This window comes from Streptomyces sp. MMCC 100 (assembly GCF_041538145.2).
Lineage (GTDB): Bacteria > Actinomycetota > Actinomycetes > Streptomycetales > Streptomycetaceae > Streptomyces.
This window is the reverse complement of the sequence record NZ_JBGORK020000001.1, coordinates 247639-272673: the sequence shown is the minus strand read 5'-3', so window position 1 is coordinate 272673 and position 25035 is coordinate 247639. Positions and strand designations below refer to the sequence as shown.

Below are 25035 nucleotides of genomic sequence, written 5' to 3'. Positions count from 1 at the left end.
CTACTCCGCCGCTCGCAGGTCCAGGCCGATGTCCAGGATCGGGGAGCTGTGGGTGAGGGCGCCCACCGCCAGGTAGTCGACGCCCGTGGCCGCGTACGCCTTGGCGTTGGCGAGGGTGAGGCGGCCCGAGGCCTCCAGTGCGGCGCGGCCGGCGACCAGGGTCACCGCCTCCTCGCACTCGTCGGGGGTGAAGTTGTCCAGCAGGATGAGGTCGGCGCCCGCGTCCACGACCTCGCGCAGCTGGTGCAGGGTGTCGACCTCGACCTCGATGGGCACGTCCGGGAAGCGTTCGCGTACGGCGTTGAAGGCCTCGGCGACGCCGCCCGCGGCGACCACGTGGTTGTCCTTGACCAGGGCCGCGTCCGAGAGGGACATGCGGTGGTTGACGCCGCCGCCGCAGCGGACCGCGAACTTCTCCAGGCTGCGCAGGCCCGGCGTCGTCTTGCGGGTGTCGCGGACCTTGGTCTTCGTGCCGTCCAGGACGTCCGCCCACGCGCGCGTGGCCGTCGCGATGCCCGACATGCGGCACAGGAGGTTCAGTGCGCTGCGTTCGGCGGTGAGGATGTCGCGGGTGCGGGTGGTGACGGAGAGGAGCTTCTGGTCCGCCTCCACGCGGTCGCCGTCCTCGACGTGGCGGTCCACCTCGAACTCGTCCGTGCAGACGATCGACAGGACGGCCTCGGCGACCCTGAGGCCCGCCACGACGCCGGCCTCCCGCGCGGTGAAGTCGGCGGTGGCCACGGCGTCCTCGGGGATGGTCGCGACGGTCGTCACGTCCACGCCGCCCGCCAGGTCCTCCTGGATGGCGACGTTCGCGATGTCCTCGACCTCGACGGGGTCGAGTCCGGAGTCCAGCAGGAGTGCCGCGAGGGCCGGGTCTAGGCCGCACTCCATGTAGGCGTCTTCTTCGCTTTCCGCGCCGCAGGCGCAGCCGTCGCCGCAGCCTCCGCCGGAGGCGAGGGGGAGTTCGGTGGGGTCGGAGGGGTTCACTGCTGTCACTGCTCCTGGGGACGGTGCGTCGGCTGGGCGCCGTGGACGGTCGGGGGGAATTCTGGCGTGTCCGTGGTGTGCACGGCGAGGGCGCGGTCCGGGTTCAGGCGTACGACGACGTGGCGGCGCCACGTGGTGTCGTCGCGGTCCGCGTGGTCCTCGCGCCAGTGGCAGCCGCGGGTCTCCTCGCGCCGGGCCGCCGCGGTGACCAGGACGCGGGCCACGCACAGGAGGTTGGTGGCCTCCCAGGTGTCGACGCCCGGTTCGGACGTCTTGCCGTTCTCGTGCAGGGCCTCGCGGGCCTCGGTGTGGAGGCGGTGCAGCCGGTCGGCCGCCCGCGTGAGGGAGTCCGCCGAGCGCAGGACTCCGGCGCCCGCCGTCATGATCCGCTGGATCGTGAGGCGGGCCTCGGGCGGGAGGAGGGGGTGCTCCGGGCGGTCCGGGTGCGAGAGGGGGGCCGGCACGCGTGCGGGGACCGTGTCCGACCTGTGGCCGGTCGCTATGTCGACTGCGATGCGTTCGGCGTAGACCAGGCCCTCCAGGAGGGAGTTCGAAGCCAGGCGGTTGGCGCCGTGCACGCCGGTGCAGGCGACCTCGCCGCACGCGTACAGGCCGGGGACCGTCGTACGGCCGTGGGCGTCGGTGCGGACACCGCCCGAGGCGTAGTGGGCGGCCGGGGCGACGGGGATCGGCTCGGTGACCGGGTCGATGCCGTGGGCGCGGCAGGCGGCGAGGATGGTGGGGAAGCGGTGCTTCCACATGTCGGCGCCGAAGTGGCGCGCGTCCAGGTACATGTGCTCGGCGCCCTGCTCCTGCATGCGGCGCGTGATGGCCTTCGCGACGATGTCGCGCGGGGCGAGTTCCGCCAGTTCGTGCTGCCCCTGCATGAAGCGCACGCCGCCCGCGTCCACCAGGTGGGCGCCCTCGCCGCGTACCGCCTCCGAGACCAGGGGCTGCTGGCCCTCGGCGTCCGGGCCCAGGAAGAGGACGGTGGGGTGGAACTGCACGAATTCGAGGTCGCTCACCTCTGCGCCCGCGCGGAGGGCGAGGGCCACTCCGTCGCCCGTGGAGACGGAGGGGTTCGTCGTCGCCGAGAAGACCTGGCCCATGCCGCCGGTGGCCAGGACCACTGCGGGGGCGTGGACCGCCCCGACGCCGTCGTGCTGGCCCTCGCCCATGACGTGCAGGGTGACGCCCGCCGTGCGGCCCTCGGCGTCCGTGAGGAGGTCCAGGACGAGGGCGTTCTCGACGGTGCGCAGTCCACGCGCGCGTACCGCCTCGACCAGGGCGCGGGAGATCTCGGCGCCCGTGGCGTCGCCGCCCGCGTGGGCGATGCGGCGGCGGTGGTGGCCGCCCTCGCGGGTGAGGGCCAGGCCGCCCTCGGTGGACTCGTCGAAGTGCGCGCCGGTCGCGATGAGGCGGCGTACGGCGTCGGGGCCCTCGGTGACCAGGGTGCGGACCGCTTCCTCGTCGCACAGGCCGGCGCCGGCGACCAGGGTGTCGTCCAGGTGCTGCTCGGGGGTGTCGCCCTCGCCGAGGGCCGCGGCGATGCCGCCCTGTGCCCAGCGGGTGGAGCCGTCGTCGAGGCGGGCCTTGGTGACGACGACCGTCGTCAGGCCGGCCGCCTCGCAGCGCAGGGCCGCGGTGAGGCCCGCGACGCCGGAGCCGACGACCACCACGTCCGCGGCGACGGCCCAGCCGGGCGCGGGGGCGTGCAGTCGTATGCCTGTGCTGGTCACGAGGCGGCTCCGAAGGATCCGAAGGTGAGGTGGACGTTGTCGATCAGGCGGGTCGCGCCGACCCGGGCGGCGACGGCGAGGACGGCCTCGCCGGTGTGGTCGTCGCCGATCTCGGTGAAGTCGGACGGGTCGACCAGGGCGAGGTAGTCCAGCTCCAGCGGCGGGGTGGCACGGGCGGCGTCGTCCAGCACCAGGCGGGCGGCGTCCCGGACGGCCGTGGCGCTGCCGGGGGCGGAGGTGGCGACGGCGTGGGCGTCGGCCGCCGCGCGGGACTCGCCCAGGGCGCTGAGCGCCTCGGCGCGTGCCTGGGTGGCGGGCACTTCGCGGGCCCGCGCGCACAGCGCCTCCTGGGCGGCGTGCCGGTCCAGGCCGGCGAAGAGCGCCTGCGAGAGGGCGAGGGCGGTGCGGCGTTCCGGCGTCGAGAGGTAGCGGTTGCGGCTGGACAGGGCCAGGCCGTCCTCCTCGCGCACCGTGGGGACGCCGACGATCTCCACGCCGAAGTTCAGGTCGCGGACCATGCGGCGGATCAGCGCGAGCTGCTGCGCGTCCTTCTGGCCGTAGAGGGCGAGGTCGGGGCGGGTGAGGTGGAGCAGCTTGGCGACGACGGTGAGCATGCCGTCGAAGTGGCCGGGGCGGGAGGCGCCCTCCAGGCGTTCGCCCATGGGGCCGGCCGTGATGCGCACCTGGGGTTCGCCGCCTGGGTAGACCTCGTCGACGGAGGGGGCGAAGACGGCGTCGGCGCCCGCCCGTCCGGCGATCTCCAGGTCGGCGTCCAGGGTGCGCGGGTAGCGGTCGAGGTCCTCGCCGGCGCCGAACTGGAGCGGGTTCACGAAGACGGTGACGACGACCTCGCCGTCCGGTCCGGCGATGTCGCGCGCCGTGCGGATCAGGGTGGCGTGGCCCTCGTGCAGGGCGCCCATGGTCATCACGACGGCCCGGCGGCCGTGCCGCACGCGCGCGTGCAGCTCGTCGGCGGTGCGCAGCAGGGCGGGCGGGGTGGTGGTCATCGGGTGCCTCCGTCGGGGCCTTCGGTGCCGGGGGTTCCGTCGGGGCCGTCGGTGCCGGGGGTGCCGTCCGTGCCCGTGCCTCCTGCGGTGCCGGTGGCTCCGTCGGCGAGCACCTCGAGCAGGTCCTCGGCGAGTTCGGCCTTCAGCAGTCCGTGGTCCAGGGCGCGGTCGGCGGTCGCGCGGGCCATCGCCAGGTAGCCGGCGACGGCCTGGGGGGCGTGTTCGCGCAGTTCCACGATGTGCGCGGCGACCGTGCCCGCATCCCCTCGCGCGACGGGGCCGGTGAGGGCCGCGTCTCCGGAGCGCAGGGCGTTGTCGAGGGAGGCGCCGAGGAGCGGGCCCAGCATCCGGTCGGGGGCCGTCACGCCGGCCGTGCGCAGCAGCTCCATGGACTGGGCGACCAGGGTGATCAGGTGGTTGGAGCCCAGGGCGAGCGCCGCGTGGTACAGCGGGCGCCGGTCCTCGGCGATCCACTCCGGCTCGCCGCCCATCTCGATGACCAGGGCCTCGGCGGCCAGCCGCAGCTCCTCGGGCGCGGTGACGCCGAAGGAGCAGCCGGCCAGGCGCTGGACGTCCACCGGGGTGCCGGTGAAGGTCATCGCGGGGTGCAGGGCCAGCGGAAGGGCGCCGGCGCGCAGCGCGGGGTCCAGGACCCGTGCGCCGTACCGCCCTGAGGTGTGCACCAGCAGCTGGCCCGGGCGCACCGCGCCGGTCTCGGCGAGCCCCGTCACCAGGCCGGGCAGCGCGTCGTCGGGGACGGTCAGCAGGACCAGCTCGGCGTGCCGGAGGACCTCGGCGGGCGTCATGAGCGGCACGTCGGGGAGGAGGGCGGCGGCACGCCTCCTGGAGGCGTCGGAGACCCCGGAGACGGCCACCGGGCGGTGCCCGGCGAGCTGGAGCGACGCGGCCAGCGCGGGGCCCACCCGTCCGGCGCCGACAACGCCTACGGTGAGCCGCGCGGGGCGGTCCTTGGGGTCTGGCTGTGGGGTTGTGTTCACGCGACGGCGGCCTTCCCGTTCCAGTCCGCTCGGGGTACCGGACGATTTCTCGTCATGTTAACGCGATCGGTCCGGGCGACGTCCGGTTGTCCACAGGCTGTGGGTTTCCGTGCGGCGACGGAGCACACACCCCGCGTGCGTGTCGGAACGTGTGCGGAAAACCGGTGTCCGACACGCGGACCGCGCGACATGATCCCTTGCATGAGCGACACGGCGGAGCAGAGGAATCGGAGCGAGCAGGCGGAACCGGAGGAGCAGCGGCACAAACGACTGCGGGAGCGGCGCGTGGCCGCCCTCCGCGACGCGCGGCGCGTGCTCGCCCGCCCCGGGTTCGTCACGACCCTGCGCGAGCGCCTCGCCCTGCTGGACGGGGCCGGCGAACTGTACGACCTCGACGAGCCCTCCGACATGTACGGCAACGGCGTCGTGACGGCCCTGGAGGAGCGGACCGCCGCGCTGCTCGGCACGGAGGCCGCCGCCTTCTTCCCGACCGGCACCATGGCCCAGCAGGTGGCCCTGCGCTGCTGGGCGGGCCGCACCGGCAACCCGGTCGTCGCGCTGCACGGGCTCGGCCACCCCGAGCTGCACGAGCGCAACGCCTTCAGCCGGGTCGGCGGACTGCACCCGGTACGGCTGACCGACGCGCCCCGGCAGCCGACCGCCGACGAGGTGCGCGGCTTCGAGGAGCCGTTCGGGGCGCTGATGCTGGAGCTGCCGCTCAGGGAGGCCGGCTATCTGCTGCCCACCTGGGAGGAGCTCACCGAGGTCGTCGAGGCCGCCCGGGAGCGCGACGCGGTGGTGCACTTCGACGGGGCCCGCCTGTGGGAGTGCACCACCCGCTTCGACCGCCCCCTGGCGGAGATCGCGGGCCTGGCGGACAGCGTGTACGTCTCGTTCTACAAATCCCTCCAGGGCTACGGCGGCGCCGCCCTGGCCGGCCCCCGGACCCTGGTCGAGGAAGCGAAGGCCTGGCGGCACCGGTACGGCGGCCAGGTGTTCCAGCAGTTCCCCACGGCGCTGTCCGCCCTGGCCGGCCTGGAGCGCGAGCTGCCCCGGCTGCCCGCGTACGTGGCCCACGCGCGCGTGGTGGCCGCCGCGCTGCGCGAGGGCCTCGCGGCGGCCGGACTGCCGTGGGCACGGGTGCACCCCGAGGTGCCGCACACGCACGAGTTCCAGGTCTGGCTGCCCTGCGGCCCCGACGCCGCGGGCGAGGCCGCGCTCCGGCAGGCCGAGGAGACCGGGACGATGCTGTTCTCCCAGCCCTGGGACGCGGCCGGCCCCGGTATCGCCCTGACCGAGGTCTCGGTGGGCGAGCCGGGCCTGGAGTGGACGGCCGACGACGTGCGGGCGGCGGTCGCCGACTTCGCGGTCCGGCTGAAGAGCTGACGGCCTGGGGCCTGGGCGCCTGACCGACCGCGCGGGATGCCCGGGTCAGCCCAGGGCACGCGGCCACAGGGACCACCACCGGCGCAGGGCCCGCCGTACGCGGCCGTGCGCGGGGCGGCCGGCGAGCACGGCCTGGAACTGCCGGCGGTCGTGCCACTCGCGCACGACCTGCCGGTCGTGGGCGCCGGGCGCGGGCGGCGCGGGCTCGCCGAGCTGCCGGGCACGGTAGGTGTCGAGGAGGTACTGCTGCGTGATGCTCATGGCGGACCGCCTTCTCGAGGAGACATAGAGGTGGAGTACGGGCTCCGCGGCTGCCCCGGTGACCCCAGACTGCTCCGGGCCGCGCCCCGCGGTCGTGCCGATTGACGGCGGCGGTCAATCGGCGGCGGCGTTGTCGGTGGCGGCGTGCACCATGGGGGCATGAGCGTGCGCATCGACATCACGGGGCTGCGGCCGGAGAGGATCGCCGTCGTGCCCTCCCCGCTGGCCGAGCTGGGCATGGCGCTGCACGCGCTGTCCGAGCCGGGGCACCACCCGGGGCTGCAGGGCTGGGCGACGGGCGTGACCGCCCGGCTCGACTCGCACCTGGCGGACCGGATGTGCGAGGCCGACTTCCTGTGGCGGACGACCTTCTCGGACCTGTTCATGCCGTTCGCCGGGGTGCCGGGCCGCAGCACCCTGCCCGGCGCCACCCTCGCCGACGACCTGGACATGCTCGACAAGCTGTCCGACGAGCAGTTCGTCGACGCGGCCCTGGAGTTCACTTGCGCGCTGCCGTACAGCACCGGTGGGGCCTCGGCGCTCGACGACACCGAGGTGCGCCGGCGCGCGCTGGACCTGGCCGCCGCGCGGGGACCGCAGCAGCTGCGCTTCAGCGAGCGGCTGCTGGCCGATCCGCCGCGGATCCGGGGCTGGCTGCGGCAGTTCGCGCGGGACTGCGACGAGGCGTTCTTCGCCGAGACCTGGTCCCGGGTGCGCCACCAGCTGGCGGCGGACGCCCGTCACAAGACGGACCTGCTGCGCCACAAGGGCCTCGCCGAGGCGCTGTCCGCCGTGTCCCCGGCGTTGACGCTGGACGAGGCCGCCTCCCGGATCACCGTCGACAAGCTGGGCGACGGCCGTTCCGCGACGGCGGACGGCGGCCTGCTGCTCGTCCCGACCAGCCTCGGCTGGCCGCACCTGATGGTCCTGCACCGGCACGACTGGCAGCCGGTGCTGCACTACCCGGTCGGCTCCCCCGAGCTGGCCTCACCGCCCTCGGTCGAGCAGCTCACGATGCGGATGACCGCACTGTCCCACCCCGTGCGGATGCGGATCTGCCGGCATCTGGCCCGCAGCGCGTACACCACGGGTGAGCTGGCACAGGTGCACGGCATGACGGCCCCCGAGATATCCCGGCACCTGGGCGTGCTGAAGAAGGCCGGGCTGATCACCACCCGTCGACGCGGCCGGTACGTCCTGCACCAGCTGGACGTCACGGTGGTGGCCCGGCTGGGCAGCGACTTCCTGGAGGGGATCCTGCGCTAGGTGTATCGGCCCGCAGGGTTGTTCGCGCGGTCGGCCGGCCGGTCAGTCGAGCCGGATGTGCCGGAGCCCGACCCGCGCCTGCCTCACCCGGGTGCGCAGCGCGCCCTCGTTGTTGGGCTTCAGGGTGAGTCCCGCGAGGACGGCGATGCGGTCGGCGGTCTTCGGGACGGTCGTGTGGTCCGTCCACAGGTGCTCGGCGAACTCCGGCTCGGCCAGCCGTTCCAGACAGTGGTCGAGCTGCCGCACGGCCCAGCTCTCCCGGCGCGGCCCGGCGCCCTTGCCGGACACGTACCGCAGGACGTGCCCGAGGCCGCGCTCGCGCAGCCGCCGCAGGACGGTCTCGCGTTCGGCGAGAAGGGTGAAGTGGTGGACGTCGTGGCCCAGTTCGCGCAGCCGGCCGACGGTCTCGGCGAAGTACCCGGAGTCGGTGACCGTCATCGGCGCGATCACGACGCCGTCGTGCTCGGCGAGGGCCAGGTCCAGCACCTCCACGACGCCCTGCCGCCAGGAGACCAGGTCCTGGAAGTCCCCCCGCAGCTCGGGCGGCAGCATGCGGCGCAGCCCGAAGCCGGCGTACTCGGGGTCGCAGACGACGCTGCCGGGGAGCCGGCGCCGTATCTCGTGCGCGGTCTGTGTTTTTCCGCCCCCGAAGGGGCCGTTGATCCACAGGAGCATGCGCAGACCCTACCGACGCGGAGCCCTCCGCACAGGCCGGTCAGCCGTGTCCGCCGCCGGCCCGCACCAGCCCGGTCTCGTAGGCCAGGACCACCACCTGCACGCGGTCGCGCAGGCCCAGCTTGGTCAGGATGCGGCCCACGTGCGTCTTCACGGTCGCCTCCGACAGCACGAGCCGCGCCGCGATCTCGCCGTTGGACATGCCCTGCGCCACCAGAACCATCACCTCGCGCTCCCGCTCGGTGAGCCGCTGCAGCTCCTTCTGCCGGGGCTCCTGGCCGGTGGCCGGCAGCATCGGCGCGAACCGGTCCAGGAGCCGCCGGGTGGTGGAGGGGGCGACCACGGCGTCGCCGCTGTGCACGGAGCGGATCGCGGCGAGCAGTTCGCCGGGCGGCACGTCCTTCAGCATGAAGCCGGAGGCGCCCGCCTTGAGCGCCGAGAACGCGTACTCGTCGAGGTCGAAGGTGGTCAGGATCAGCACCTTCGGAGCGTTCGGGTCCACGCAGATCCGGCTGGTGGTCTCCACACCGTCGAGCTTGGGCATGCGGACGTCCATCAGGACGACGTCCACGGCGGTCGAGCGGAGCACCTGGAGCGCCTCGACGCCGTCGCCCGCCTCCGCGACGACCTCCATGTCCGGCTGGGCCGCCAGCACCATCCGGAACCCGGTGCGCAGCAGCACCTGGTCGTCGACGAGCATCACGCGGATCGCCATCGGGCCTCTTCTTCCTCTGCCTTACAGGTGTCAGTGCCGTACGTGCGTACGGGCGCGGTGGTCACGCGGGCTTCAACGGCAGCAGCGCGCTGATGCGGAATCCTCCGCCCGGACGGGGGCCCGCGTCCAGGGTTCCGCCGACCATGCCGATCCGCTCGCGCATGCCGATCAGGCCGTGGCCCTGGCCGTCGAAGCCCCCCTCCTCGTACATCTCGTGCGGGGCGCCCTTGCCGTCGTCCTCGATCAGCAGCCCGAGGCCGTCGTCGAAGTAGACCAGGCGCACGCTCGCGCCCGCGTTCTCCCCGCCGTGCTTGCGGGTGTTGGTCAGCGCCTCCTGCACGATGCGGTACGCGGTCAGCTCCACGCCACTGGGCAGCTGCCTGGGGGTGCCCTCGACCTTGAAGTCGACGGGCAGCCCGGAGGTGCGGCACTGCTCGACGAGGTCCTCGATCTGCTGGACGTCGGGCTGCGGGACGTACTCCCCGGCCTCCTTGTGCTCGCCGGTGCGCAGCACGCCGAGCAGGCGGCGCATCTCCGCGAGTGCCTGGCGGCCGGTGGAGGAGATGGTCTCCAGGGCCTTCTTCGCCTGGTCGGGTGCCGCGTCCAGGACGTAGGCGGCGCCGTCGGCCTGCACCACCATGACGGACACGTTGTGGGCGACGACGTCGTGCAGCTCGCGCGCGATCCGGGCGCGCTCGGCGGCGACCGCGACCTTGGCCTGCGCCTCTCGCTCCTTCTCCAGCCGGGTCGCGCGCTCCTCCAACTGCGCGAAGTAGGCGCGGCGGGTACGGACGGAGTCGCCGAGCACCCAGGCGAGGGCGAAGGGGACCGCCTGGAAGACCGTCACGGCGATGGTGGTCCCCATGCCCAGTTCGCTGTCGGACCAGCGCAGCTGGGCGAGGGGCGCCGCGCACAGGCCCGTGGCCAGCGCGGTCCGGGAGGCCCAGCGGGCGCCGGTCGCCGCCACGGTGTAGATGATCACCAGGAAGGCGAAGTCGGCGGGCATCGTCGAGACGTCGAGCGCCAGCTGTCCCACGCCCAGTGCCACAGCGAGCAGCAGCATCCTCTCCGGCGTCCGCTGGCGCAGGGCGATCACGACGCTGAGCAGCACCACGACGGGGACGATGAGCGCCAGGTTGTCCGTACCGTCCGCCCGCGTCCCGGGGTTCGCCGCAGAGACCAGGGAGATTCCGAGCACGACGAGGGCCCAGAAGGAGTCGACACCGGTCGGGTGTCTGCGGAGGAAGTCGTAGAGGCGCTGCACGTAACCCAGCGTAGGGAAGCGGAATAGGTGCAGGGGTCAACCGAAGGGTCGATCCGCATCCCCCGCGCATACTCCGCAAGGTGGAGGCTCCGATCTTCTGTGCGCCTCCGTGCCCCTAGCCTGGGCCTGTGACACCAGGGACGGCAGGGCTCAGAGGGACTCCAGGGACGCGTGGGGAGTGGCGCGGCTGGCGGCAGGCCACGCAGGACGCCCTCTACGGACCCGAGGGTTTCTATCGCGCCGGTCCCGAGGGCCCGGCCGGGCACTTCCGGACGTCCGTGCACGCGTCGCCGCTGTTCGCGGGGGCCGTGGCACGGCTGCTGTGCCGGGTCGACGAGGCCCTGGGGCGCCCTGCCTCGCTGGACTTCGTGGACATGGCGGCCGGCCGGGGCGAGCTGGTCACCGGGGTGCTGGCGGCCCTGCCCGCCGACGTGGCCGCCCGCACGCGCGCGTACGCCGTCGAGGTCGCCGCCCGCCCCGAGGGGCTCGACCCGCGGGTCCAGTGGCTCGCGGAGCCGCCGGACGGTGTCACCGGGCTGCTGTTCGCCAACGAGTGGCTGGACAACGTGCCGGTGGAGGTGGCGGAGGTGGACGCCGCGGGCGTGGCGCGGCGGGTGCTCGTCCGCGGCGACGGGGCGCAGCGGCTCGGGGAGCCGGTGGCCGGGGCGGAGGCCGAGTGGCTGGCCCGGTGGTGGCCGCTGACCGGCGAGGAGGGGCTGCGGGCGGAGATCGGGCTGCCCCGCGACGAGGCCTGGGCGTCCGCCGTGGCGGCGCTGGACGCCGGGCTGGCGGTGGCCGCCGACTACGCGCACACCGCGGCCGGCCGGCCGCCGTTCGGGACACTCACGGGCTTCCGGGAGGGCCGGGAGACGGAGCCGGTGCCCGACGGGTCGTGCGACATCACCGCGCATGTCGCGCTGGACGCGTGCGCGGCCGCCCACACCGCGAGGCGCACTCCGGAGTACGCGCCCCCGAATGCGCTTCTGCGCCCCCAGCGCGAGGTCCTGCACGCGCTCGGTGTCGCCGGCGCACGCCCCCCGCTCGCGCTGGCCTCCACCGATCCCGCGGCGTACGTACGTGCCCTCGCGAGCGCCTCCCAGGCCGCCGAGCTGACCGCGCCGGGCGGCCTGGGCGACTTCGTGTGGCTGCTCCAGCCGGTGGGGGCGGTGGACGCCGCCGCGCTACTTGTCGATGTCGCCGACCACGAAGAACAGTGATCCCAGGATCGCCACCATGTCCGCGACCAGCGTCCCGGGCAGCAGGTCCGCCAGCGCCTGGATGTTGTTGTACGACGCGGAGCGCAGCTTCAGCCGGTACGGGGTCTTCTCACCCTTGCTGACCAGGTAGTAGCCGTTGATGCCGAGCGGGTTCTCGGTCCAGGCGTACGTGTGGCCCTCGGGGGCCTTCAGCACCTTCGGGAGCCGCTGGTTGACCGGTCCGGGCGCCAGCTCGGCCAGGCGGTCCAGGCAGGCGTCGGCGAGGTCGAGGGCGTTGTGCGTCTGCTCCAGGAGGCACTCGAAGCGGGCCAGGCAGTCGCCCTCGGTGCGGGTGACGACCTTGAGGGTGTCCTGGAGTTCGCCGTAGGCCAGGTAGGGCTCGTCGCGGCGCAGGTCGAAGTCGACGCCGGAGGCACGGGCGATGGGGCCGCTGACCCCGTAGGCGTGCACGGACTGGGCGGACAGGGCGCCCACGCCCCGCGTACGCCCCCGGAAGATCTCGTTGCCGAGCACCAGGTCGTCGAAGACGTCCATGCGTGAGCGCACGGCGGCGACGGCGGCACGCGCGCGCGTGGTCCAGCCGGCCGGAAGGTCCTCCTTGAGACCGCCGACGCGGTTGAACATGTAGTGCATGCGTCCGCCGGAGACCTCCTCCATCACGTTCTGGAGGACCTCCCGCTCCCGGAAGGCGTAGAACACCGGGGTGATGCCGCCCAGCTCCAGCGGGTACGACCCCAGGAACATCAGGTGGTTGAGCATCCGGTTCAGCTCGGCGAGCAGCGTCCGCGTCCACACCGCGCGCGTGGGGACCTCCATGCCGAGCATCCGCTCGACGGCGAGGACGACGCCCAGCTCGTTGGAGAACGCCGACAGCCAGTCGTGGCGGTTGGCGAGCACGATGATCTGACGGTAGTCACGGGCCTCGAACAGCTTCTCCGCGCCGCGGTGCATATAGCCGATCACCGGCTCGGCGCTCGTGATGCGCTCGCCGTCCAGGACCAGCTTCAGCCGCAGCACGCCGTGGGTGGACGGGTGCTGGGGGCCGATGTTGAGCACCATGTCGGTGCTCTCCGCGGCACCGCCGATACCGACCGTGGTCTCCGTCGTAGGAGTCATGAACACAGTCTCCCCTACGTACGCTGGCCCCATGGAGACGGGGAGCCCGGACGACACGGGCACGGCGGGCGCGACGCAGGCGGCTGGTCCGGCGGGGGCGGCGGGCCCGGCGGGTCCGCCGCGGGAGGAGCCGGTGTGGACCGGTCTGCCGCCGGGGCTGCTGCACATGCGGCGGCTGTTGCTGGTGGTGTGGCTGGGCCTGCTGACGCTCGCCGCGGGCCTGCTGCCCGCACTGTTCCTGGACCCCTCCTGGGCCGCCCTGGCGCTGCTGCCCCTGGCCCTGCTGGCCTGGGGCTGGGTGATGCTGGAGCGCAACTGGCGCTCCTGGCGGTACGCCGAGCGCGCCGACGACCTGCTGATCAGCCGGGGCGTGCTGTGGCGGGAGGAGACCGTCGTCCCGTACGGGCGCATGCAGCTGGTCGAGGTCACCTCCGGGCCGGTCGAGCGGCACTTCGGCCTGGCCAGCGTGCAGCTGCACACGGCAGCCGCCGCGACCGACGCGACCATCCCCGGCCTCGACCCGGCCGAGGCCGAACGCCTCCGCGACCGCCTCACCGAGCTGGGCGAGGCCCGATCGGCGGGACTGTGAGCGGGCCCGGGGCGGAGAAGGGCACGGCCGAGGGCGGTACGACGGGGCACGCGGGCGGCGTGAGCGGCCCGCCGGACCGGACGGGCACCTCGGAAAGCGGCGCCCCGAACAGGGAGGGTGGCCCGGAGGAGCCGGGCCGGGCCACGGCCGGGGCCCCGGACCGCACGACGGGGCCGACCGGCCGTGCGCCGGACACCGCGCCCGGCGTCGGCCGTACGGCGGACACCTCGCCCGGCGTCGGCCGTACGGCGGACACCGCGCCCGGCGCCACGGGGACCGACCACGACCCCGCCGGCGCGGGTGCCGACGGGGCGGCGGCGACGGAAGGCGGCGCGAGCGGACGCCCGGACGGCGCCCAGACCGCCGGGTCCGACCCGGCCAGAGCCGCTGAGGACGCCGTAGCCGCTGCTGCCCCCGACACCGACAGCGGCACCGGTGCGCCCCCGCCCACCGACGAAGTCGTCGAGCGCCGCCTCCACCCCGTCACACCCCTGCGGCGGGCCTGGGCGCCCGTCGCCGTGCTCGTCGGATGGGCCGTGCACGATCCCGACCAGGCGCAGCGCCAGCTGACCCGGCTGACCACGACCCACCTGCTGATCGGCCTGGCCGTACTGATCCCGGCCGCCGCCCTGTACGGCTTCCTCACCTGGTGGTTCACCCACTACGCGGTGACCGACACCGAGCTGCGGATCCGTACCGGGCTGCTGTTCCGCCGCACCGCGCACATCCGCCTCGAACGCATCCAGGCCATCGACGTCACCCAGCCCCTGCTGGCCCGGGTCGCGGGGGTCGCCAAGCTCAAGCTCGACGTCGTAGGCACCGGCAAGAAGGACGAACTGGCCTTCCTGGGCGCCGACGAGGCCCGTGCGCTGCGGGCCGAGCTGCTCGCGCGCGCGGCGGGCTTCGCGCCCGAGACCGCGCACGAGGTCGGCGAGGCCCCCGCGCGGCAACTGCTGCGGGTGCCGCCCGGCGTCCTCGCCGTCGCCCTCCTGCTGACCGGCGCGACCTGGGGCACGCTGCTCGCCGCCGCCGTCGTACCGACGCTGCTGTGGCTGGCCACCCACAACCTGTGGACGGTGCTGGCGACCGCCCTGCCGCTGGTGGGCGCCGCGGGCGCGAACAGCGCGGGCCGGTTCGTCGGGGAGTACGACTGGACGGTGGCCGAGTCCCCGGACGGGCTCCGCATCGACCACGGCCTGCTCGACCGCGCCCACGAGACGGTTCCGCCGGGCCGGGTCCAGACCGTGCGCATCGTGGAGCCGCTGCTGTGGCGGCGCCGCCGCTGGGTGCGGGTCGAGCTGGACGTGGCCGGGTCGTCGAACTCCGTACTGCTGCCGGTCGCCCCGCGCGAGATCGCCGAGTCGGTCGTCGCGCGGGTGCTGCCCGGGGTGACGGTGCCGACGGGACCTGAGCTGTCCCGCCCGCCGCGGCGGGCGGCGCGGTGCCGGCCGCTGTGGTGGCGCGGCCACGGGCTCGCCGTCACCGACGCGGTCTTCGCCGCGCGGTACGGACTGCTGCGCCGCAGCCTGGCGCTCGTGCCGCACGCCAAGGTCCAGAGCGTCCGCCTGATCCAGGGGCCCTGGCGGCGCGCCCTGCGGCTGGCCGACGTAGGGGTGGACACGGGGGCGAACAAGACCGTGACCGCACGGCTGCGCGACGCCGAGGAGGCGGCACGGCTGCTGCGGAGCCAGGCGGAACGGTCCAGGACCGGCCGCCGGGACGCGCCACCGGACCGCTGGATGGCCTGAAGGAGACCTGGCCACGACCGGGGACGGGCAGGGACGGCTAGGAGGGGGCAGGGGCGATCAGGAGACCGCGCTGCGCAGCCCCTGTACGTCGATCTGCTCGGTCTCGTCGTGGGCCGTCAGGTCGATCACCTGGCTCACGTCCCGGGACTCCTCGCCGGCCGGCTTGAAGGAGACCTCGGCCTCGGCCTTGTGCAGGGCGAGCGCCTCCTGGCCGACCACGTCGGCGAGGTCCTCGTTCTGGACGGTCTCCAGGGCGGCGTCGGAGGCGGCCGCCGCGTCCACCGCACCCTCGGGAACCTTGGTGCCGAAGAAGTCGAAGCCGCCCTCGACCACCGGACGCCGCGCCGGAGCCGCCGGTACGACGGCCACCGCGGTCGGCACCGTGAAGTGCCCGTCGGCCCGCCGGGTGGGCTGCGTGGACCGGGTGGGCTGCGCGGGCCCCTCGTCGGAAGTCGTCGTCGGGGAGGCGGCGGCGGTGCGCTCGTGGCCGTCGGCCGCCTCGGACTGCCCCTGCGCCTCGTCCTCCTGGCCCGCCTCGGCCGGCGCCGCGCTCTCGCCGCCACCATCCCCGTCGCCGTCTCCGTCGGAGCCGTCGGCGGCTTCGGCCCGGTCGCCGCCGTCCGGGTCGGCGGGCGCGCCGTCGTCGAAGCGGGCCAGTGCGGCGTTCGCGCGCAGGAACAGCCGGGAGCCCTCGGGCGAGAAGACCGCGGGGACGGCGGCCTCTTCGGCGCCCCCGCTCTCCTCGGCCGACGCCTCCTCGGCCGGCGCCTTCTGCTCGGGCGTCTCCCGCTCGGGCGTCTCCTGGGCCGGGGCGGTGGGTGCCGCCGGCAGCGCGGGTGCCTGCGGCGCGGCCTCTATCTCGAGCAGGCGGCGGCCCTCCAGCGCGCTGGCGCGCTCGGTCTCCGCCGTGGCGTAGCGCCGCAGCAGCGCGGCGTGCTCGTTGCGCAGCCCCGCCAGCTCGGTGCGCTTGGCCCGCAGCCGGTGCTCCAGCTTCTGCCGCAGCTCGCGCGACTCCTCCAGATCGGACTCCAGTTCGGCGACCCGCTCCTCGAACCGCCACTCGTCACTGGCCCGCGCGCGCGTGAGGTCGGCCACCTGCCGGCCCGCCTGGGCGTCCCAGTGCCGCATGACGACCGCGCCGACCACAGCCGTCACCGCGGCGGCAGCGGCCAGTACGCGCAGGATGAGAGTCTCGCTGAACAACCAGGGCCCGAGGGCGCAGACGACGGAGACGCCTGCGATCGCCGACGGAGGAAGCAGCCTGTGCAAAGGCGGGGAATGGCGGTGACGTCCACGTGGCATGGCCAGAAACTTACCGCGCGTAGGCGAATCTTGGCGCCCCGCCCCGTAAAAACACGGCCATCTCCGACGTGTTCACAGGGCACAGGTAATCCACATCCCCGGCGACGGTCGAATTACGTCAAGATTCCAAGATCATTTACGACTCCCGGCCGCCCAGCCGCCCATCCAGCCACCGCAGCGTCGCGGGAATCTCACGCCGCCAGGTATTGAAGTTGTGCCCGCCGCTTTCCAGGATGATCGACGAGATCCGCGTCGGCTTCTTCTCCTTCACCAGCCCGATGAACTTCAGCGTGTCCTTGTAGTTCGTTTCGCCGGTCCTGCTGCTGGTGACGAGCAGCGAAGTGTCCGGCGCGGGCATGTTCTTGAGGTACCACCACAGGCTGGCCCGGTTCTCGCGGTCCTTGTCGCCCTGGAAGAGATCGCCCGTGGTGGGGTCGCTCGGCGCGTCGTAGTACGGGGAGAGCCCGGCCCCGGCGGCGTACACCTCCGGATGGTGCGCGGCGAGCTTCAGGGCGCAGTAGCCGCCGGTCGAGTTGCCGACGACGCCCCAGCTCCGCGGCCCCTTGTCCACCCGGTAGTGGGCGCTCACCGCCTCGGGGAGGTCCTTCGCGAAGAACGTCTCCGTCTGCGGCCCGCCCGGTACGTCCACGCACTCCGTGTCGCGCGGCGGCGCCACCGTGGGCCGCAGCATCACCAGGATCATCGGCCGCATCCGGCCGGCCTCGGCCAGCTCCAGCGCCGTACGCGGGTAATGAAGTTTCTCCACCAGCGCCTCGGCCGTACCCGGATAACCGGTCAGGACGACGGCCGCGGGAAATGTACGGGCACGGTGGCGCGCCCGGAAGTACTCCGGCGGCAGATACACGAACGCGGGTGACGCGATCCGTGACGTACGGCCGACGACCCGTATCTCCTCGACCCGCCCCGAGACTTCGGGCCGCGCCCCGCCCGCCGGTGTCACCCGCCGGTCACCGACGACCCGCAGCGGCCCGCCGCCCGCACCGGCAGAGTGATCCACGACCACGCCCTGCCCGTCCTCCCGTCCGAACAGGTCGGCCCAACTGCCGTAGAAACCGAAGGACTGATTGGCGACCAGCCCCACCGCCGCGAAGACCGCCACCTGGGTGGCGAGCAGCAGACCGACCCTCCCGAGGACGGCCCGCACGCTCCGCCGGGCCAGCCGCGGCCACAGCCACACCGTCCCGGCGAACAGCAGCACACCGGCCACCACCGCCAGCGCCAGCACCTTGTTGCTCGTCAGACCCATGCCTCGCTACCTGCCCGCGCTTTCCGTGCGCCCGTCCGTCCGGGCTTTGTGATCAGGGGAGTGAACCTCTCCCTCCGAGACACCGTCCTAGAGGGCGCAATGTCGCCGGATGCCCCGAAACGGGCCCGGATCCACGGTCTCTCGCAGAACTACAGGTGCGATGTCTGTCAGGACAGATGAGGAAATGTCGGGCGCGGTTCCGGCGAGGTCCACCCTCGTACGTCGCATACCGCGCGGCCCCCGCCCGGAGAACGTCCCTCTCCTCGTCGGCCGCGCCTGCGCGCTCGTCGGCCTGCTGGACATCGCCGCCGGCGTCTTCCCGCGCTTCAGGCACAGCCGCATGCACGCTGTCGCCGAGGTCCTGCCCGGCGCCTTCGGCCCCTTCGCCGCGGCTCTCTCCCTCAGCGCCGGCGTGCTGCTCCTGCTGCTCGCACACGGCCTCAAGCGCCGCAAGCGCCGGGCCTGGCGGGCGGCCGTGGCCCTGCTCCCGCTCGGCGCCGTCGCACAGTTCACGTACCGCCACTCCCTCCTCGGCGTACTGATCTCCCTGGCCCTGCTGGCCCCCCTCCTGCGCCACCGCGACGAGTTCGCCGCCCTCCCCGACCCGCGCAGCCGCTGGCGGGCACTGGCCAACTTCGTCCTGATGGCCGCCGGTTCCCTCGCCCTCGGCCTGTTCGTCGTCAACGCCCACCCGCACCGCATGATCGGCGACCCCAGCCTGGCCGACCGCATCACCCACGTCCTGTACGGCCTGTTCGGCGTCGAGGGCCCGCTCGACTACCGGGGCAACACCTCGTGGACGGTCGCCTTCTCCCTGGGGGCCCTCGGCCTCCTGACCGCCGTCACCACGATCTACCTGGCCTTCCGCCCCGAACACCCGGCAGCCCGCCTCACCGAGGACGACGAGACGCACCTGCGCGCCCTCCTCGCCCGGCACGGCGGCCGTGACTCGCTCGGCCACTTCGCGCTGCGCCGCGACAAGGCCGTCGTCTTCTCCCCCAGCGGCAAGGCCGCCGTCACCTACCGCGTCGTCTCCGGCGTGATGCTGGCCAGCGGCGACCCGATCGGCGACGTCGAGGCCTGGCCGGGTGCGATCGAACGCTTCATGGACGAGGCCCGCGCCCACTCCTGGACGCCCGCCGTGATGGGCTGCTCCGAGACCGGCGGCGAGGTCTGGACCCGCGAGACAGGCCTCGACGCCCTCGAACTCGGCGACGAGGCGGTGGTGGACGTAGCGGATTTCTCCCTCGCCGGCCGCGCGATGCGCAACGTGCGCCAGATGGTCAAGCGCATCGAGCGGGCCGGTTACGAGACCCGGGTACGGCGCGTGGCTGACCTCTCCGACGCCGAACTGGACCGCGTCCGCCGCGCCGCCGAGGCATGGCGCGGCACCGACACCGAGCGCGGCTTCTCCATGGCCCTGGGCCGCGTCGGCGACCCGGCCGACGGCGACTGCCTGATCGCGACGGCGCACAAGCAGGACGCCGAGCCGGGCGAGTACGGCGACCTGAAGGCGGTCCTCCACTTCGTGCCGTGGGGCCCGGACGGGGCCTCCCTGGACCTCATGCGCCGCGACCGCGCGGCCGACCCCGGCATGAACGAACTCCTGATCGTGGCCGCGCTCCAGGCCGCCCCGAAACTGGGCATCGCGCGGGTGTCGCTGAACTTCGCCATGTTCCGCGCGGCGCTCGCGCGCGGCGAGAAGATCGGCGCGGGCCCGGTCCTCCGAGCATGGCGGGGACTGCTGGTCTTCCTCTCCCGCTGGTTCCAGATCGAGTCCCTGTACAAGTTCAACGCCAAGTTCCGGCCCCGGTGGGAACCGCGCTTCGTCGTCTACCGCCGCTCCGCCGACCTCCCCCGCATCGGCTTCGCCGCGATGCAGGCGGAAGGGTTCGTCACGGTGCCGCTGCCGCGGTTCCTGCGACGCCGGAGCCCGTCGCGCCGACCCTGCGCGCACCAGGTGCCGGCGCGGGCGGCGTAAGACGGTCAGCGATCCGCCGTTGACCGGTGCGGGGGTGTTCCGGCACGGTTCTGGCACCCGGCGTGGGTGTGGGCGCGGCGTGGGCCGCGTGACCCGGCGTTCCCCTGGCACCCGGCGTGGGTGTGGGCGCGGGGGTGGGGAGCGCGGCCCGGCGTTCCCCCGGCACCCGGCGTGGGTGTGGGCGCGGGGTGGGGAGCGCGGCCCGGCGCTACGGGGTGCCGCTGCGCCCACCCGTGCCGCCCCAGCGGCACGACTGCCCGCAGCGACGGCGGCCAGGCGGCTGCCCGCAGCTACNCGACTGCCCGCAGCTACGGCGGGGAGCCGCGTACGGCGGGACGGGGCAGCGACGGTGGGCGGCCGGCAGTCGCGTACGGCGAGAAGGGGTCGTGTCGGGGGGTGTCCGCCCGCAGCGGTTGGCGCGTCCGCGCCGGTGAGATCTGTGGCCGACCGATTCCGCGCCGTTCCGAGGACGGACACCCCCCGGCGCGGCCCCGACCCACCACCGAACCCAAGGCGCTACGCGCACCCCACCCCACCCGCACAGGCCGCCGCAGGCACCCCGCTCAGCAGTTCGCGTACGGCGTTCTCGGCCCGTTTCTCGTCGAACTCGCCGATCTGGCCCTCGCCGTCCAACGTCACGGGGTCGGTCATCTGAAGCCTCGTTCCTGATCCGTCCAGCGGTCGGCATACGGAAATGCCGCGCCCCCCAAGGCTAGAACCTGGGGGGCGCGGCATACATTCCGGGCCTGGTGGGGCTGCCGGGGGCGGTCCGGGAGTGACCGGGGTCGGGCGACCGGGGTCAGTTCTCGGGCCGGTCCTCCGGTGCCCGCTCCGGTGCCGGGGCGGGCTCCACCGTGGCGGGGAGCCGCGTACGGCGGGACGGGGCAGCGACGGTGGGCGGCCGGCAGTCGCGTACGGCGAGAAGGGGACGTGTCGGGGGGTGTCCGCCCGCAGCGGTTGGCGCGTCCGCGCCGGTGAGATCTGTGGCCGACCGATTCCGCGCCGTTCCGAGGACGGACACCCCCCGGCGCGGCCCCGACCCCCAGACAACGCACCGCGCTACGCGCACCCCCACCGAACCCGCACAGGCCGCCGCAGGCACCCCGCACCCCCACCGCACCACCGCCGGAGGCAGAGGCATCCACCACAGGCCACCACCTACGCTGAACACATGAGCAAGCAGACCGGCCGCCGCCGCCATCTCGCGGGACTGACCGCCTGGGACCGCTGCGCGGTCATGGGCGTCGTCAACGTGACCCCCGACTCCTTCTCCGACGGCGGCCGCTTCTTCGACACCACGGCCGCCATCAAGCACGGCCTCGACCTGGTCGCCGAGGGCGCCGACCTGGTGGACGTCGGCGGCGAGTCCACCCGCCCCGGCGCGACCCGCGTCGACGAGGACGAGGAACTCAGGCGCGTGGTCCCGGTCGTGCGCGGCCTCGCCTCCGAGGGCGTCACGATCTCCGTCGACACCATGCGCGCCTCCGTCGCCGAGCAGGCCCTCGCCGCCGGCGCCGCCCTGGTCAACGACGTCAGCGGTGGCCTCTCCGACCCCCGGATGATCCCGGTCGTCGCCGACGCCGGCGCCCCCTTCGTCGTCATGCACTGGCGCGGCCTCCTGGAGGGCGGCAACGTCAGGGGCACCTACACCGACGTCGTCACCGAGGTCGTCGACGAGCTCCACGCGCGCGTGGAGGCCGTCCTGGAGGGCGGCGTCGCCCCCGACCGCATCGTCGTCGACCCCGGCCTCGGCTTCTCCAAGGACGCCGAGCACGACCTCGTCCTCCTCGCCCACCTCGACCGCCTCCTCACCCTCGGCCACCCCCTCCTCGTCGCCGCCTCCCGCAAGCGGTTCCTCGGCCGGGTCCTCGCCGGCCCGGAGGCCACCCCGCCCCCCGCGCGCGAGCGCGACGCGGCCACCGCCGCGGTCTCCGCACTCGCGGCGCACGCCGGCGCATGGGCCGTACGCGTCCACGAGGTCCGCGCCACCGCCGACGCCGTCCGCGTCGCCCGCGCCGTCGAAGGAGCCCGGTGAACGCGCCGCACCTCGACGTCGAACAGGTCGAGGCCGCGAACACCGCCTTCTACGAGGCGCTGGAGGAGGGCGACTTCGAGAAGGTCTCCGAGTTCTGGCTCACCCCCTCCGACCTGGGCATCGACGAGTCGTACCACGACCCGGCCGACGCCGGGGTGGTCTCCTGCGTGCACCCGGGCTGGCCTGTGCTCACCGGCCGCGGAGAGGTCCTCCGCTCGTACGCCCTGATCATGGCGAACACGGAGTACATCCAGTTCTTCCTCACCGACGTGCACGTCTCCGTCACCGGCGACACCGCCCTGGTCACCTGCACCGAGAACATCCTCAGCGGCGGTCCCGCCCCCGACGCCGGCGAGGAGCTCGGCCCGCTCGTCGGCCAGCTCGTGGTCGCCACCAACACCTTCCGGCGCACTCCCGCCGGCTGGAAACTCTGGGCACACCACGCCTCCCCCGTACTCACGGAAACCGACGACGAGGACGGCGAGGACACACCACCCTGACCGCCTCCCTGCCCGCCACCCTGACCGCCTCCCTGCCCCGCGTCCCGGCCCCGCCTCCCGGCCCGGCGGACCGAGAAGTGGTTGGAATCACGGACGAGCGGGTAGGGGCGGCTACCAACCCGTGATCCACCGGGACCGCCAGGGAAAACACCCGGTGAAGACCTGCCCGCGCCCCGCCCCGCCCCGCACCCCGCGGCCCGGTGCTGTCGGTCCCCACGGGTAGATTCGAGTGGAGCCGCCGTACCGCCCGCACGCGGTACGACCGGCCGAGACCAACGACTGCAGGAGTGATTCGCGTGGATCGTGTCGCGCTGCGCGGCCTGAAGGCCCGTGGGCACCACGGTGTGTTCCCCAAGGAGCGCGAGGACGGCCAGACCTTCCTCGTGGACATCGTCCTTGGCCTGGACATCCGCCCGGCCGCGGCCGACGACGACCTGGCGAAAACCGTGCACTACGGCATCGTGGCCGAGGAGGTCGTGGCCGTCGTCGAGGGCGAGCCGGTCAACCTCGTCGAGACGCTCGCCGAGCGCATCGCCCAGGTCTGTCTGAAGCACGAAGGGGTCGAGGAGGTCGAGGTCTGCGTCCACAAGCCGGACGCGCCGATCACCGTCCCCTTCGACGACGTGACCGTCACCATCATCCGGAGCCGTGTATGAGCGCCCCCTTCGCCGAGGGTCCGAGCGACCCGACCGTACAGCCCGTGCCCGCCTCCGTCATCGAGCAGGTCGACGCCGCGGACACCACCCTGTCCAACCCCAAACGCGCGGTGATCGCCCTCGGCGCCAACCTGGGCAACCGCCTGGAGACGCTCCAGGGCGCCATCGACGCCCTGGAGGACACGCCGGGCGTGCGCGTCAAAGGGGTCTCTCCCGTCTACGAGACGGAGCCGTGGGGCGTCGCCCCGGACAGCCAGCCCTCGTACTTCAACGCGGTCGTGATCGTGAAGACGACCCTGCCCCCGTCCTCACTCCTGGAGCGGGCGCACGCGGTCGAGGAGGCCTTCCACCGGGTCCGCGACGAACGCTGGGGCCCGCGCACCCTGGACGTCGACATCGTCGCCTACGCCGAGGTCGTCTCCGACGACCCGCAGCTCACCCTCCCCCACCCGCGCGCCCACGAGCGCGCCTTCGTGCTGGCCCCCTGGCTCGACGTGGACCCCGAGGCCGCCGTGCCGGGACGGGGCTCGGTGGCCGACCTCCTGGCCGCCGTCACCCGCGACGGCGTCGCGCCCCGCGCCGATCTGGAACTCCGGCTGCCCGAGTAGTCGTTAAGGTCGACGAGGTCAGGACGACCACGCAGGGGAACCGAAGGGACACCGGGACACCGTGAAAGAGTTGCGCATCAGGGTGCTGGCCGGCGTGTTCGTCGTGGCAGGGGTGCTGTCGTGGGCCGGCGCCCGCCTGTGGAACTCGGTGGGGACCCTCCCGAGCGTCCCCCTGGCCGCCCCCGTCGTCCTCGCCCTGATCGCGGTGATCCTGCTGGCCACGGCGCTGTCGATCCGCGCCCGCCTGAAGGCACAGCGGGAGCGGGTGCCCGGTGCCAAGGGCGTCGACCCGATGATGGCGGCCCGCGCCGTCGTCTTCGGCCAGGCCAGCGCCCTGGTCGCCGCCCTCGTCGCCGGCATGTACGGCGGCACGGGCGTCTTCCTGCTGGAGTACCTCGACGTCCCGGCCCGCCGCGACCAGGCCATCTACGCGGGAGCCTCGGTCGTGGCGGGCATCGCCGTCATAGCGGCCGCGGTCTTCATGGAGCGGGTCTGCAAGCTCCCGGAGGACGAGGACGACGACCACCCGGGCGCGGCGTCGGCGGCGTGACGCGCCCGGCTCACCAGGGCTGGCGGGCCAGGTGTCCGTTGACCAGGAAGCCGGGATGGGGGTCGAGTCGGTAGCTGCAGAGGATGAACGGCTTGTTCACGGTGGTCCGCAGCCGCACCTCGTAGACCTGGGCCCAGCAGGACTCCCTGAGTTGCAGCGGGTGCTGCTCGGGTTGGAACGTACCTCGTGCAGGCCGGCTGTCGACCAGGGCCGAATGGGACGCATCTGGTCAGGTGCCACGGTGAAGCTGACGCGGTCGGTCACGACGTCCACGGCTTCGCGCGCTCGGGCCGTGGCGACGGCCGTCACCGTGGTCGGGACCGTGCGCTCCCCGTCCGACATCCACAGACGGCAGCCCACTCGCACATCCCGCGCCCGCAGCCGCCACTCGACGGCGTTCACCGTCTGCTTGCCGGGCAGTCCGCACCCCATCTGGGCAGTCCGCACCCCATGGCGATCCCCCTTGATCAGTGACCAACTCACTGATCAAGGACGGTATCGGGCACCACCGGCAATCGAGTCAGCGCGAAAGTATCAGGCTCATTGCCTCAGCCCGCGTCGTAGCGTCCCGCAGCTGACCGCGCACCGCCGACGTCGTGGTCTTGGCACCAGGCTTGCGAACCCCGCGTACCGACATGCACATGTGCTCGGCCTCGACGACGACGATCACGCCCCGGGCCTCGAGGATCCGCATCAGCGAGTCGGCGACCTGCGTGGTGAGACGTTCCTGCACCTGCAGGCGGCGCGCGAAGACTTCGACCAGCCGTGCGAGCTTCGACAGACCGGTGATCTTGCCACTCGCTGCCGGGATGTAGCCGATGTGGGCCACACCATGGAACGGCAACATGTGATGTTCGCACAAGCTGACGATTTCGATGTCCTTAACCAGGACCATCTCGTCGTGGCCGATGTCGAACGTCGTCGTCAGTACGTCCTCGGGCTCCTGCGCATGCCCCGCCAGGAGCTCCCGATAGGCCCGCGCCACGCGCGCCGGAGTCTCCCGCAGGCCCTCGCGGTCCGGGTCCTCGCCGACCGCGATCAGCAGTTCGCGTACGGCGTTCTCGGCCCGTTTCTCGTCGAACTCGCCGATCTGGCCCTCGCCGTCCAACGTCACGGGGTCGGTCATCTGAAGCCTCGTTCCTGATCCGTCCAGCGGTCGGCATAC

23 protein-coding genes and 1 pseudogene are annotated in these 25035 nt (G+C 73.6%); 11 read left to right on the top strand and 13 right to left on the bottom strand.

Annotated elements, in window-relative coordinates:
- The 4 genes from nadC to ABS735_RS01400 are packed head-to-tail and all read right to left on the bottom strand — an operon-like array spanning nt 1 to nt 4734.
- A complete protein-coding gene (gene nadC, locus ABS735_RS01415) occupies nt 1-990 on the bottom strand; it encodes a carboxylating nicotinate-nucleotide diphosphorylase (protein WP_373905163.1) in 990 nt (329 codons plus the stop codon).
- Between the two features lie 5 nt (nt 991-995).
- Nucleotides 996-2729, bottom strand: a complete 1734-nt coding sequence (locus tag ABS735_RS01410; protein ID WP_373905095.1) for an L-aspartate oxidase — start codon at nt 2727-2729, stop codon at nt 996-998.
- The gene (gene panC / locus ABS735_RS01405; RefSeq protein WP_373905094.1) at nt 2726-3736 is read right to left on the bottom strand and encodes a pantoate--beta-alanine ligase; all 1011 of its coding nucleotides are present in this window, start codon (nt 3734-3736) and stop codon (nt 2726-2728) included. Before panC ends, ABS735_RS01410 begins: the two co-directional genes overlap by 4 nt.
- Complete coding sequence (locus ABS735_RS01400; RefSeq protein WP_373905093.1) at nt 3733-4734, bottom strand: Rossmann-like and DUF2520 domain-containing protein; 1002 nt, start codon at nt 4732-4734, stop codon at nt 3733-3735. Before ABS735_RS01400 ends, panC begins: the two co-directional genes overlap by 4 nt.
- Nucleotides 4735-4935: 201 nt before the next feature.
- On the opposite strand from ABS735_RS01400, the gene ABS735_RS01395 reads away from it, so the two are divergent.
- Nucleotides 4936-6120, top strand: coding sequence for a threonine aldolase family protein (locus ABS735_RS01395; protein WP_373905092.1), 1185 nt, complete (start codon nt 4936-4938; stop codon nt 6118-6120).
- A gap of 45 nt (nt 6121-6165) precedes the next feature.
- Here ABS735_RS01395 and ABS735_RS01390 read toward each other — a convergent pair whose 3' ends face one another.
- Complete coding sequence (locus ABS735_RS01390) at nt 6166-6381, bottom strand: hypothetical protein (RefSeq protein WP_373905091.1); 216 nt, start codon at nt 6379-6381, stop codon at nt 6166-6168.
- A gap of 159 nt (nt 6382-6540) precedes the next feature.
- Here ABS735_RS01390 and ABS735_RS01385 point away from each other — a divergent pair, with 159 nt between their 5' ends.
- Entirely contained in the window at nt 6541-7647 is a 1107-nt protein-coding gene (locus ABS735_RS01385) for a DUF5937 family protein (RefSeq protein WP_373905090.1), read from the top strand.
- 42 nt (nt 7648-7689) lie between these two features.
- Here ABS735_RS01385 and ABS735_RS01380 read toward each other — a convergent pair whose 3' ends face one another.
- The 3 genes from ABS735_RS01380 to ABS735_RS01370 form a co-directional block, all read right to left on the bottom strand.
- Nucleotides 7690-8322 carry an AAA family ATPase gene (locus tag ABS735_RS01380; protein ID WP_373905089.1) on the bottom strand — a complete coding sequence of 211 codons (633 nt, stop codon included), beginning with the start codon at nt 8320-8322 and terminating at the stop codon, nt 7690-7692.
- 40 nt (nt 8323-8362) lie between these two features.
- Complete coding sequence (locus ABS735_RS01375; protein ID WP_102930799.1) at nt 8363-9037, bottom strand: response regulator; 675 nt, start codon at nt 9035-9037, stop codon at nt 8363-8365.
- A 61-nt stretch (nt 9038-9098) separates the two neighbouring features.
- Nucleotides 9099-10301, bottom strand: a complete 1203-nt coding sequence (locus ABS735_RS01370) for a sensor histidine kinase (RefSeq protein ID WP_373905088.1) — start codon at nt 10299-10301, stop codon at nt 9099-9101.
- A 128-nt stretch (nt 10302-10429) separates the two neighbouring features.
- Between ABS735_RS01370 and ABS735_RS01365 the strand changes: the two genes are divergently transcribed.
- A complete protein-coding gene (locus tag ABS735_RS01365) occupies nt 10430-11518 on the top strand; it encodes an SAM-dependent methyltransferase (RefSeq protein ID WP_373905087.1) in 1089 nt (362 codons plus the stop codon).
- On the opposite strand, the gene ABS735_RS01360 is transcribed toward ABS735_RS01365, so the two are convergent.
- Nucleotides 11483-12634 (bottom strand): NADH-quinone oxidoreductase subunit D, encoded by a 1152-nt coding sequence (locus ABS735_RS01360; protein WP_373905086.1) that lies wholly within the window; start codon nt 12632-12634, stop codon nt 11483-11485. The genes ABS735_RS01365 and ABS735_RS01360 overlap by 36 nt on opposite strands.
- Nucleotides 12635-12665: 31 nt before the next feature.
- Between ABS735_RS01360 and ABS735_RS01355 the strand changes: the two genes are divergently transcribed.
- Together ABS735_RS01355 and ABS735_RS01350 are read left to right on the top strand one after the other, a co-directional pair.
- Complete coding sequence (locus ABS735_RS01355; RefSeq protein ID WP_373905085.1) at nt 12666-13223, top strand: PH domain-containing protein; 558 nt, start codon at nt 12666-12668, stop codon at nt 13221-13223.
- Nucleotides 13220-14971 carry a PH domain-containing protein gene (locus ABS735_RS01350; protein ID WP_373905084.1) on the top strand — a complete coding sequence of 584 codons (1752 nt, stop codon included), beginning with the start codon at nt 13220-13222 and terminating at the stop codon, nt 14969-14971. Before ABS735_RS01355 ends, ABS735_RS01350 begins: the two co-directional genes overlap by 4 nt.
- A 57-nt stretch (nt 14972-15028) precedes the next feature.
- Here ABS735_RS01350 and ABS735_RS01345 read toward each other — a convergent pair whose 3' ends face one another.
- Together ABS735_RS01345 and ABS735_RS01340 are read right to left on the bottom strand one after the other, a co-directional pair.
- Complete coding sequence (locus ABS735_RS01345) at nt 15029-16273, bottom strand: hypothetical protein (protein WP_373905083.1); 1245 nt, start codon at nt 16271-16273, stop codon at nt 15029-15031.
- A 136-nt stretch (nt 16274-16409) separates the two neighbouring features.
- A complete protein-coding gene (locus ABS735_RS01340; RefSeq protein ID WP_373905082.1) occupies nt 16410-17540 on the bottom strand; it encodes an alpha/beta hydrolase in 1131 nt (376 codons plus the stop codon).
- A 184-nt stretch (nt 17541-17724) separates the two neighbouring features.
- Between ABS735_RS01340 and ABS735_RS01335 the strand changes: the two genes are divergently transcribed.
- Nucleotides 17725-19521 (top strand): phosphatidylglycerol lysyltransferase domain-containing protein, encoded by a 1797-nt coding sequence (locus tag ABS735_RS01335; RefSeq protein WP_373905081.1) that lies wholly within the window; start codon nt 17725-17727, stop codon nt 19519-19521.
- Between the two features lie 555 nt (nt 19522-20076).
- Here ABS735_RS01335 and ABS735_RS01330 read toward each other — a convergent pair.
- Nucleotides 20077-20172 (bottom strand): annotated as a pseudogene (locus ABS735_RS01330) (GTP cyclohydrolase I FolE); the annotation flags it as partial.
- Nucleotides 20173-20692: 520 nt separating this feature from the next.
- Between ABS735_RS01330 and folP the strand changes: the two are divergent.
- From folP to ABS735_RS01305, 5 genes are all read left to right on the top strand, one after another.
- Entirely contained in the window at nt 20693-21556 is an 864-nt protein-coding gene (gene folP, locus ABS735_RS01325) for a dihydropteroate synthase (RefSeq protein ID WP_373905080.1), read from the top strand.
- Nucleotides 21553-22056: a nuclear transport factor 2 family protein gene (locus tag ABS735_RS01320; protein WP_373905079.1), complete on the top strand. Its 504-nt coding sequence runs from the start codon at nt 21553-21555 to the stop codon at nt 22054-22056. The genes folP and ABS735_RS01320 overlap by 4 nt, the downstream gene beginning before the upstream one ends.
- Nucleotides 22057-22352: 296 nt before the next feature.
- A complete protein-coding gene (gene folB, locus ABS735_RS01315; protein WP_373905078.1) occupies nt 22353-22712 on the top strand; it encodes a dihydroneopterin aldolase in 360 nt (119 codons plus the stop codon).
- Entirely contained in the window at nt 22709-23320 is a 612-nt protein-coding gene (folK, locus tag ABS735_RS01310) for a 2-amino-4-hydroxy-6-hydroxymethyldihydropteridine diphosphokinase (RefSeq protein WP_373905077.1), read from the top strand. The genes folB and folK overlap by 4 nt, the downstream gene beginning before the upstream one ends.
- A gap of 61 nt (nt 23321-23381) precedes the next feature.
- Nucleotides 23382-23870: a DUF3180 domain-containing protein gene (locus tag ABS735_RS01305; RefSeq protein WP_373905076.1), complete on the top strand. Its 489-nt coding sequence runs from the start codon at nt 23382-23384 to the stop codon at nt 23868-23870.
- A gap of 520 nt (nt 23871-24390) precedes the next feature.
- On the opposite strand, the gene folE is transcribed toward ABS735_RS01305, so the two are convergent.
- On the bottom strand, nt 24391-24996 hold the full coding sequence (gene folE / locus ABS735_RS01300; RefSeq protein WP_373905075.1) for a GTP cyclohydrolase I FolE: 606 nt from the start codon (nt 24994-24996) through the stop codon (nt 24391-24393).
- Between the last annotated feature and the right edge of the window lie 39 nt (nt 24997-25035).

Excerpts from the sequence above, each read along its gene's own strand:
- panC (WP_373905094.1), bottom strand. The coding sequence starts at position 3,736 with ATGACCACCACCCCGCCCGCCCTGCTGCGCACCGCCGACGAGCTGCAC.
- ABS735_RS01395 (WP_373905092.1), top strand. The coding sequence starts at position 4,936 with ATGAGCGACACGGCGGAGCAGAGGAATCGGAGCGAGCAGGCGGAACCG.
- ABS735_RS01390 (WP_373905091.1), bottom strand. The coding sequence starts at position 6,381 with ATGAGCATCACGCAGCAGTACCTCCTCGACACCTACCGTGCCCGGCAG.
- ABS735_RS01385 (WP_373905090.1), top strand. The coding sequence starts at position 6,541 with ATGAGCGTGCGCATCGACATCACGGGGCTGCGGCCGGAGAGGATCGCC.
- ABS735_RS01380 (WP_373905089.1), bottom strand. The coding sequence starts at position 8,322 with ATGCTCCTGTGGATCAACGGCCCCTTCGGGGGCGGAAAAACACAGACC.
- ABS735_RS01375 (WP_102930799.1), bottom strand. The coding sequence starts at position 9,037 with ATGGCGATCCGCGTGATGCTCGTCGACGACCAGGTGCTGCTGCGCACC.
- ABS735_RS01360 (WP_373905086.1), bottom strand. The coding sequence starts at position 12,634 with ATGACTCCTACGACGGAGACCACGGTCGGTATCGGCGGTGCCGCGGAG.
- ABS735_RS01355 (WP_373905085.1), top strand. The coding sequence starts at position 12,666 with ATGGAGACGGGGAGCCCGGACGACACGGGCACGGCGGGCGCGACGCAG.
- ABS735_RS01345 (WP_373905083.1), bottom strand. The coding sequence starts at position 16,273 with ATGCCACGTGGACGTCACCGCCATTCCCCGCCTTTGCACAGGCTGCTT.
- ABS735_RS01340 (WP_373905082.1), bottom strand. The coding sequence starts at position 17,540 with ATGGGTCTGACGAGCAACAAGGTGCTGGCGCTGGCGGTGGTGGCCGGT.
- ABS735_RS01335 (WP_373905081.1), top strand. The coding sequence starts at position 17,725 with ATGTCGGGCGCGGTTCCGGCGAGGTCCACCCTCGTACGTCGCATACCG.
- folP (WP_373905080.1), top strand. The coding sequence starts at position 20,693 with ATGAGCAAGCAGACCGGCCGCCGCCGCCATCTCGCGGGACTGACCGCC.
- folK (WP_373905077.1), top strand. The coding sequence starts at position 22,709 with ATGAGCGCCCCCTTCGCCGAGGGTCCGAGCGACCCGACCGTACAGCCC.
- folE (WP_373905075.1), bottom strand. The coding sequence starts at position 24,996 with ATGACCGACCCCGTGACGTTGGACGGCGAGGGCCAGATCGGCGAGTTC.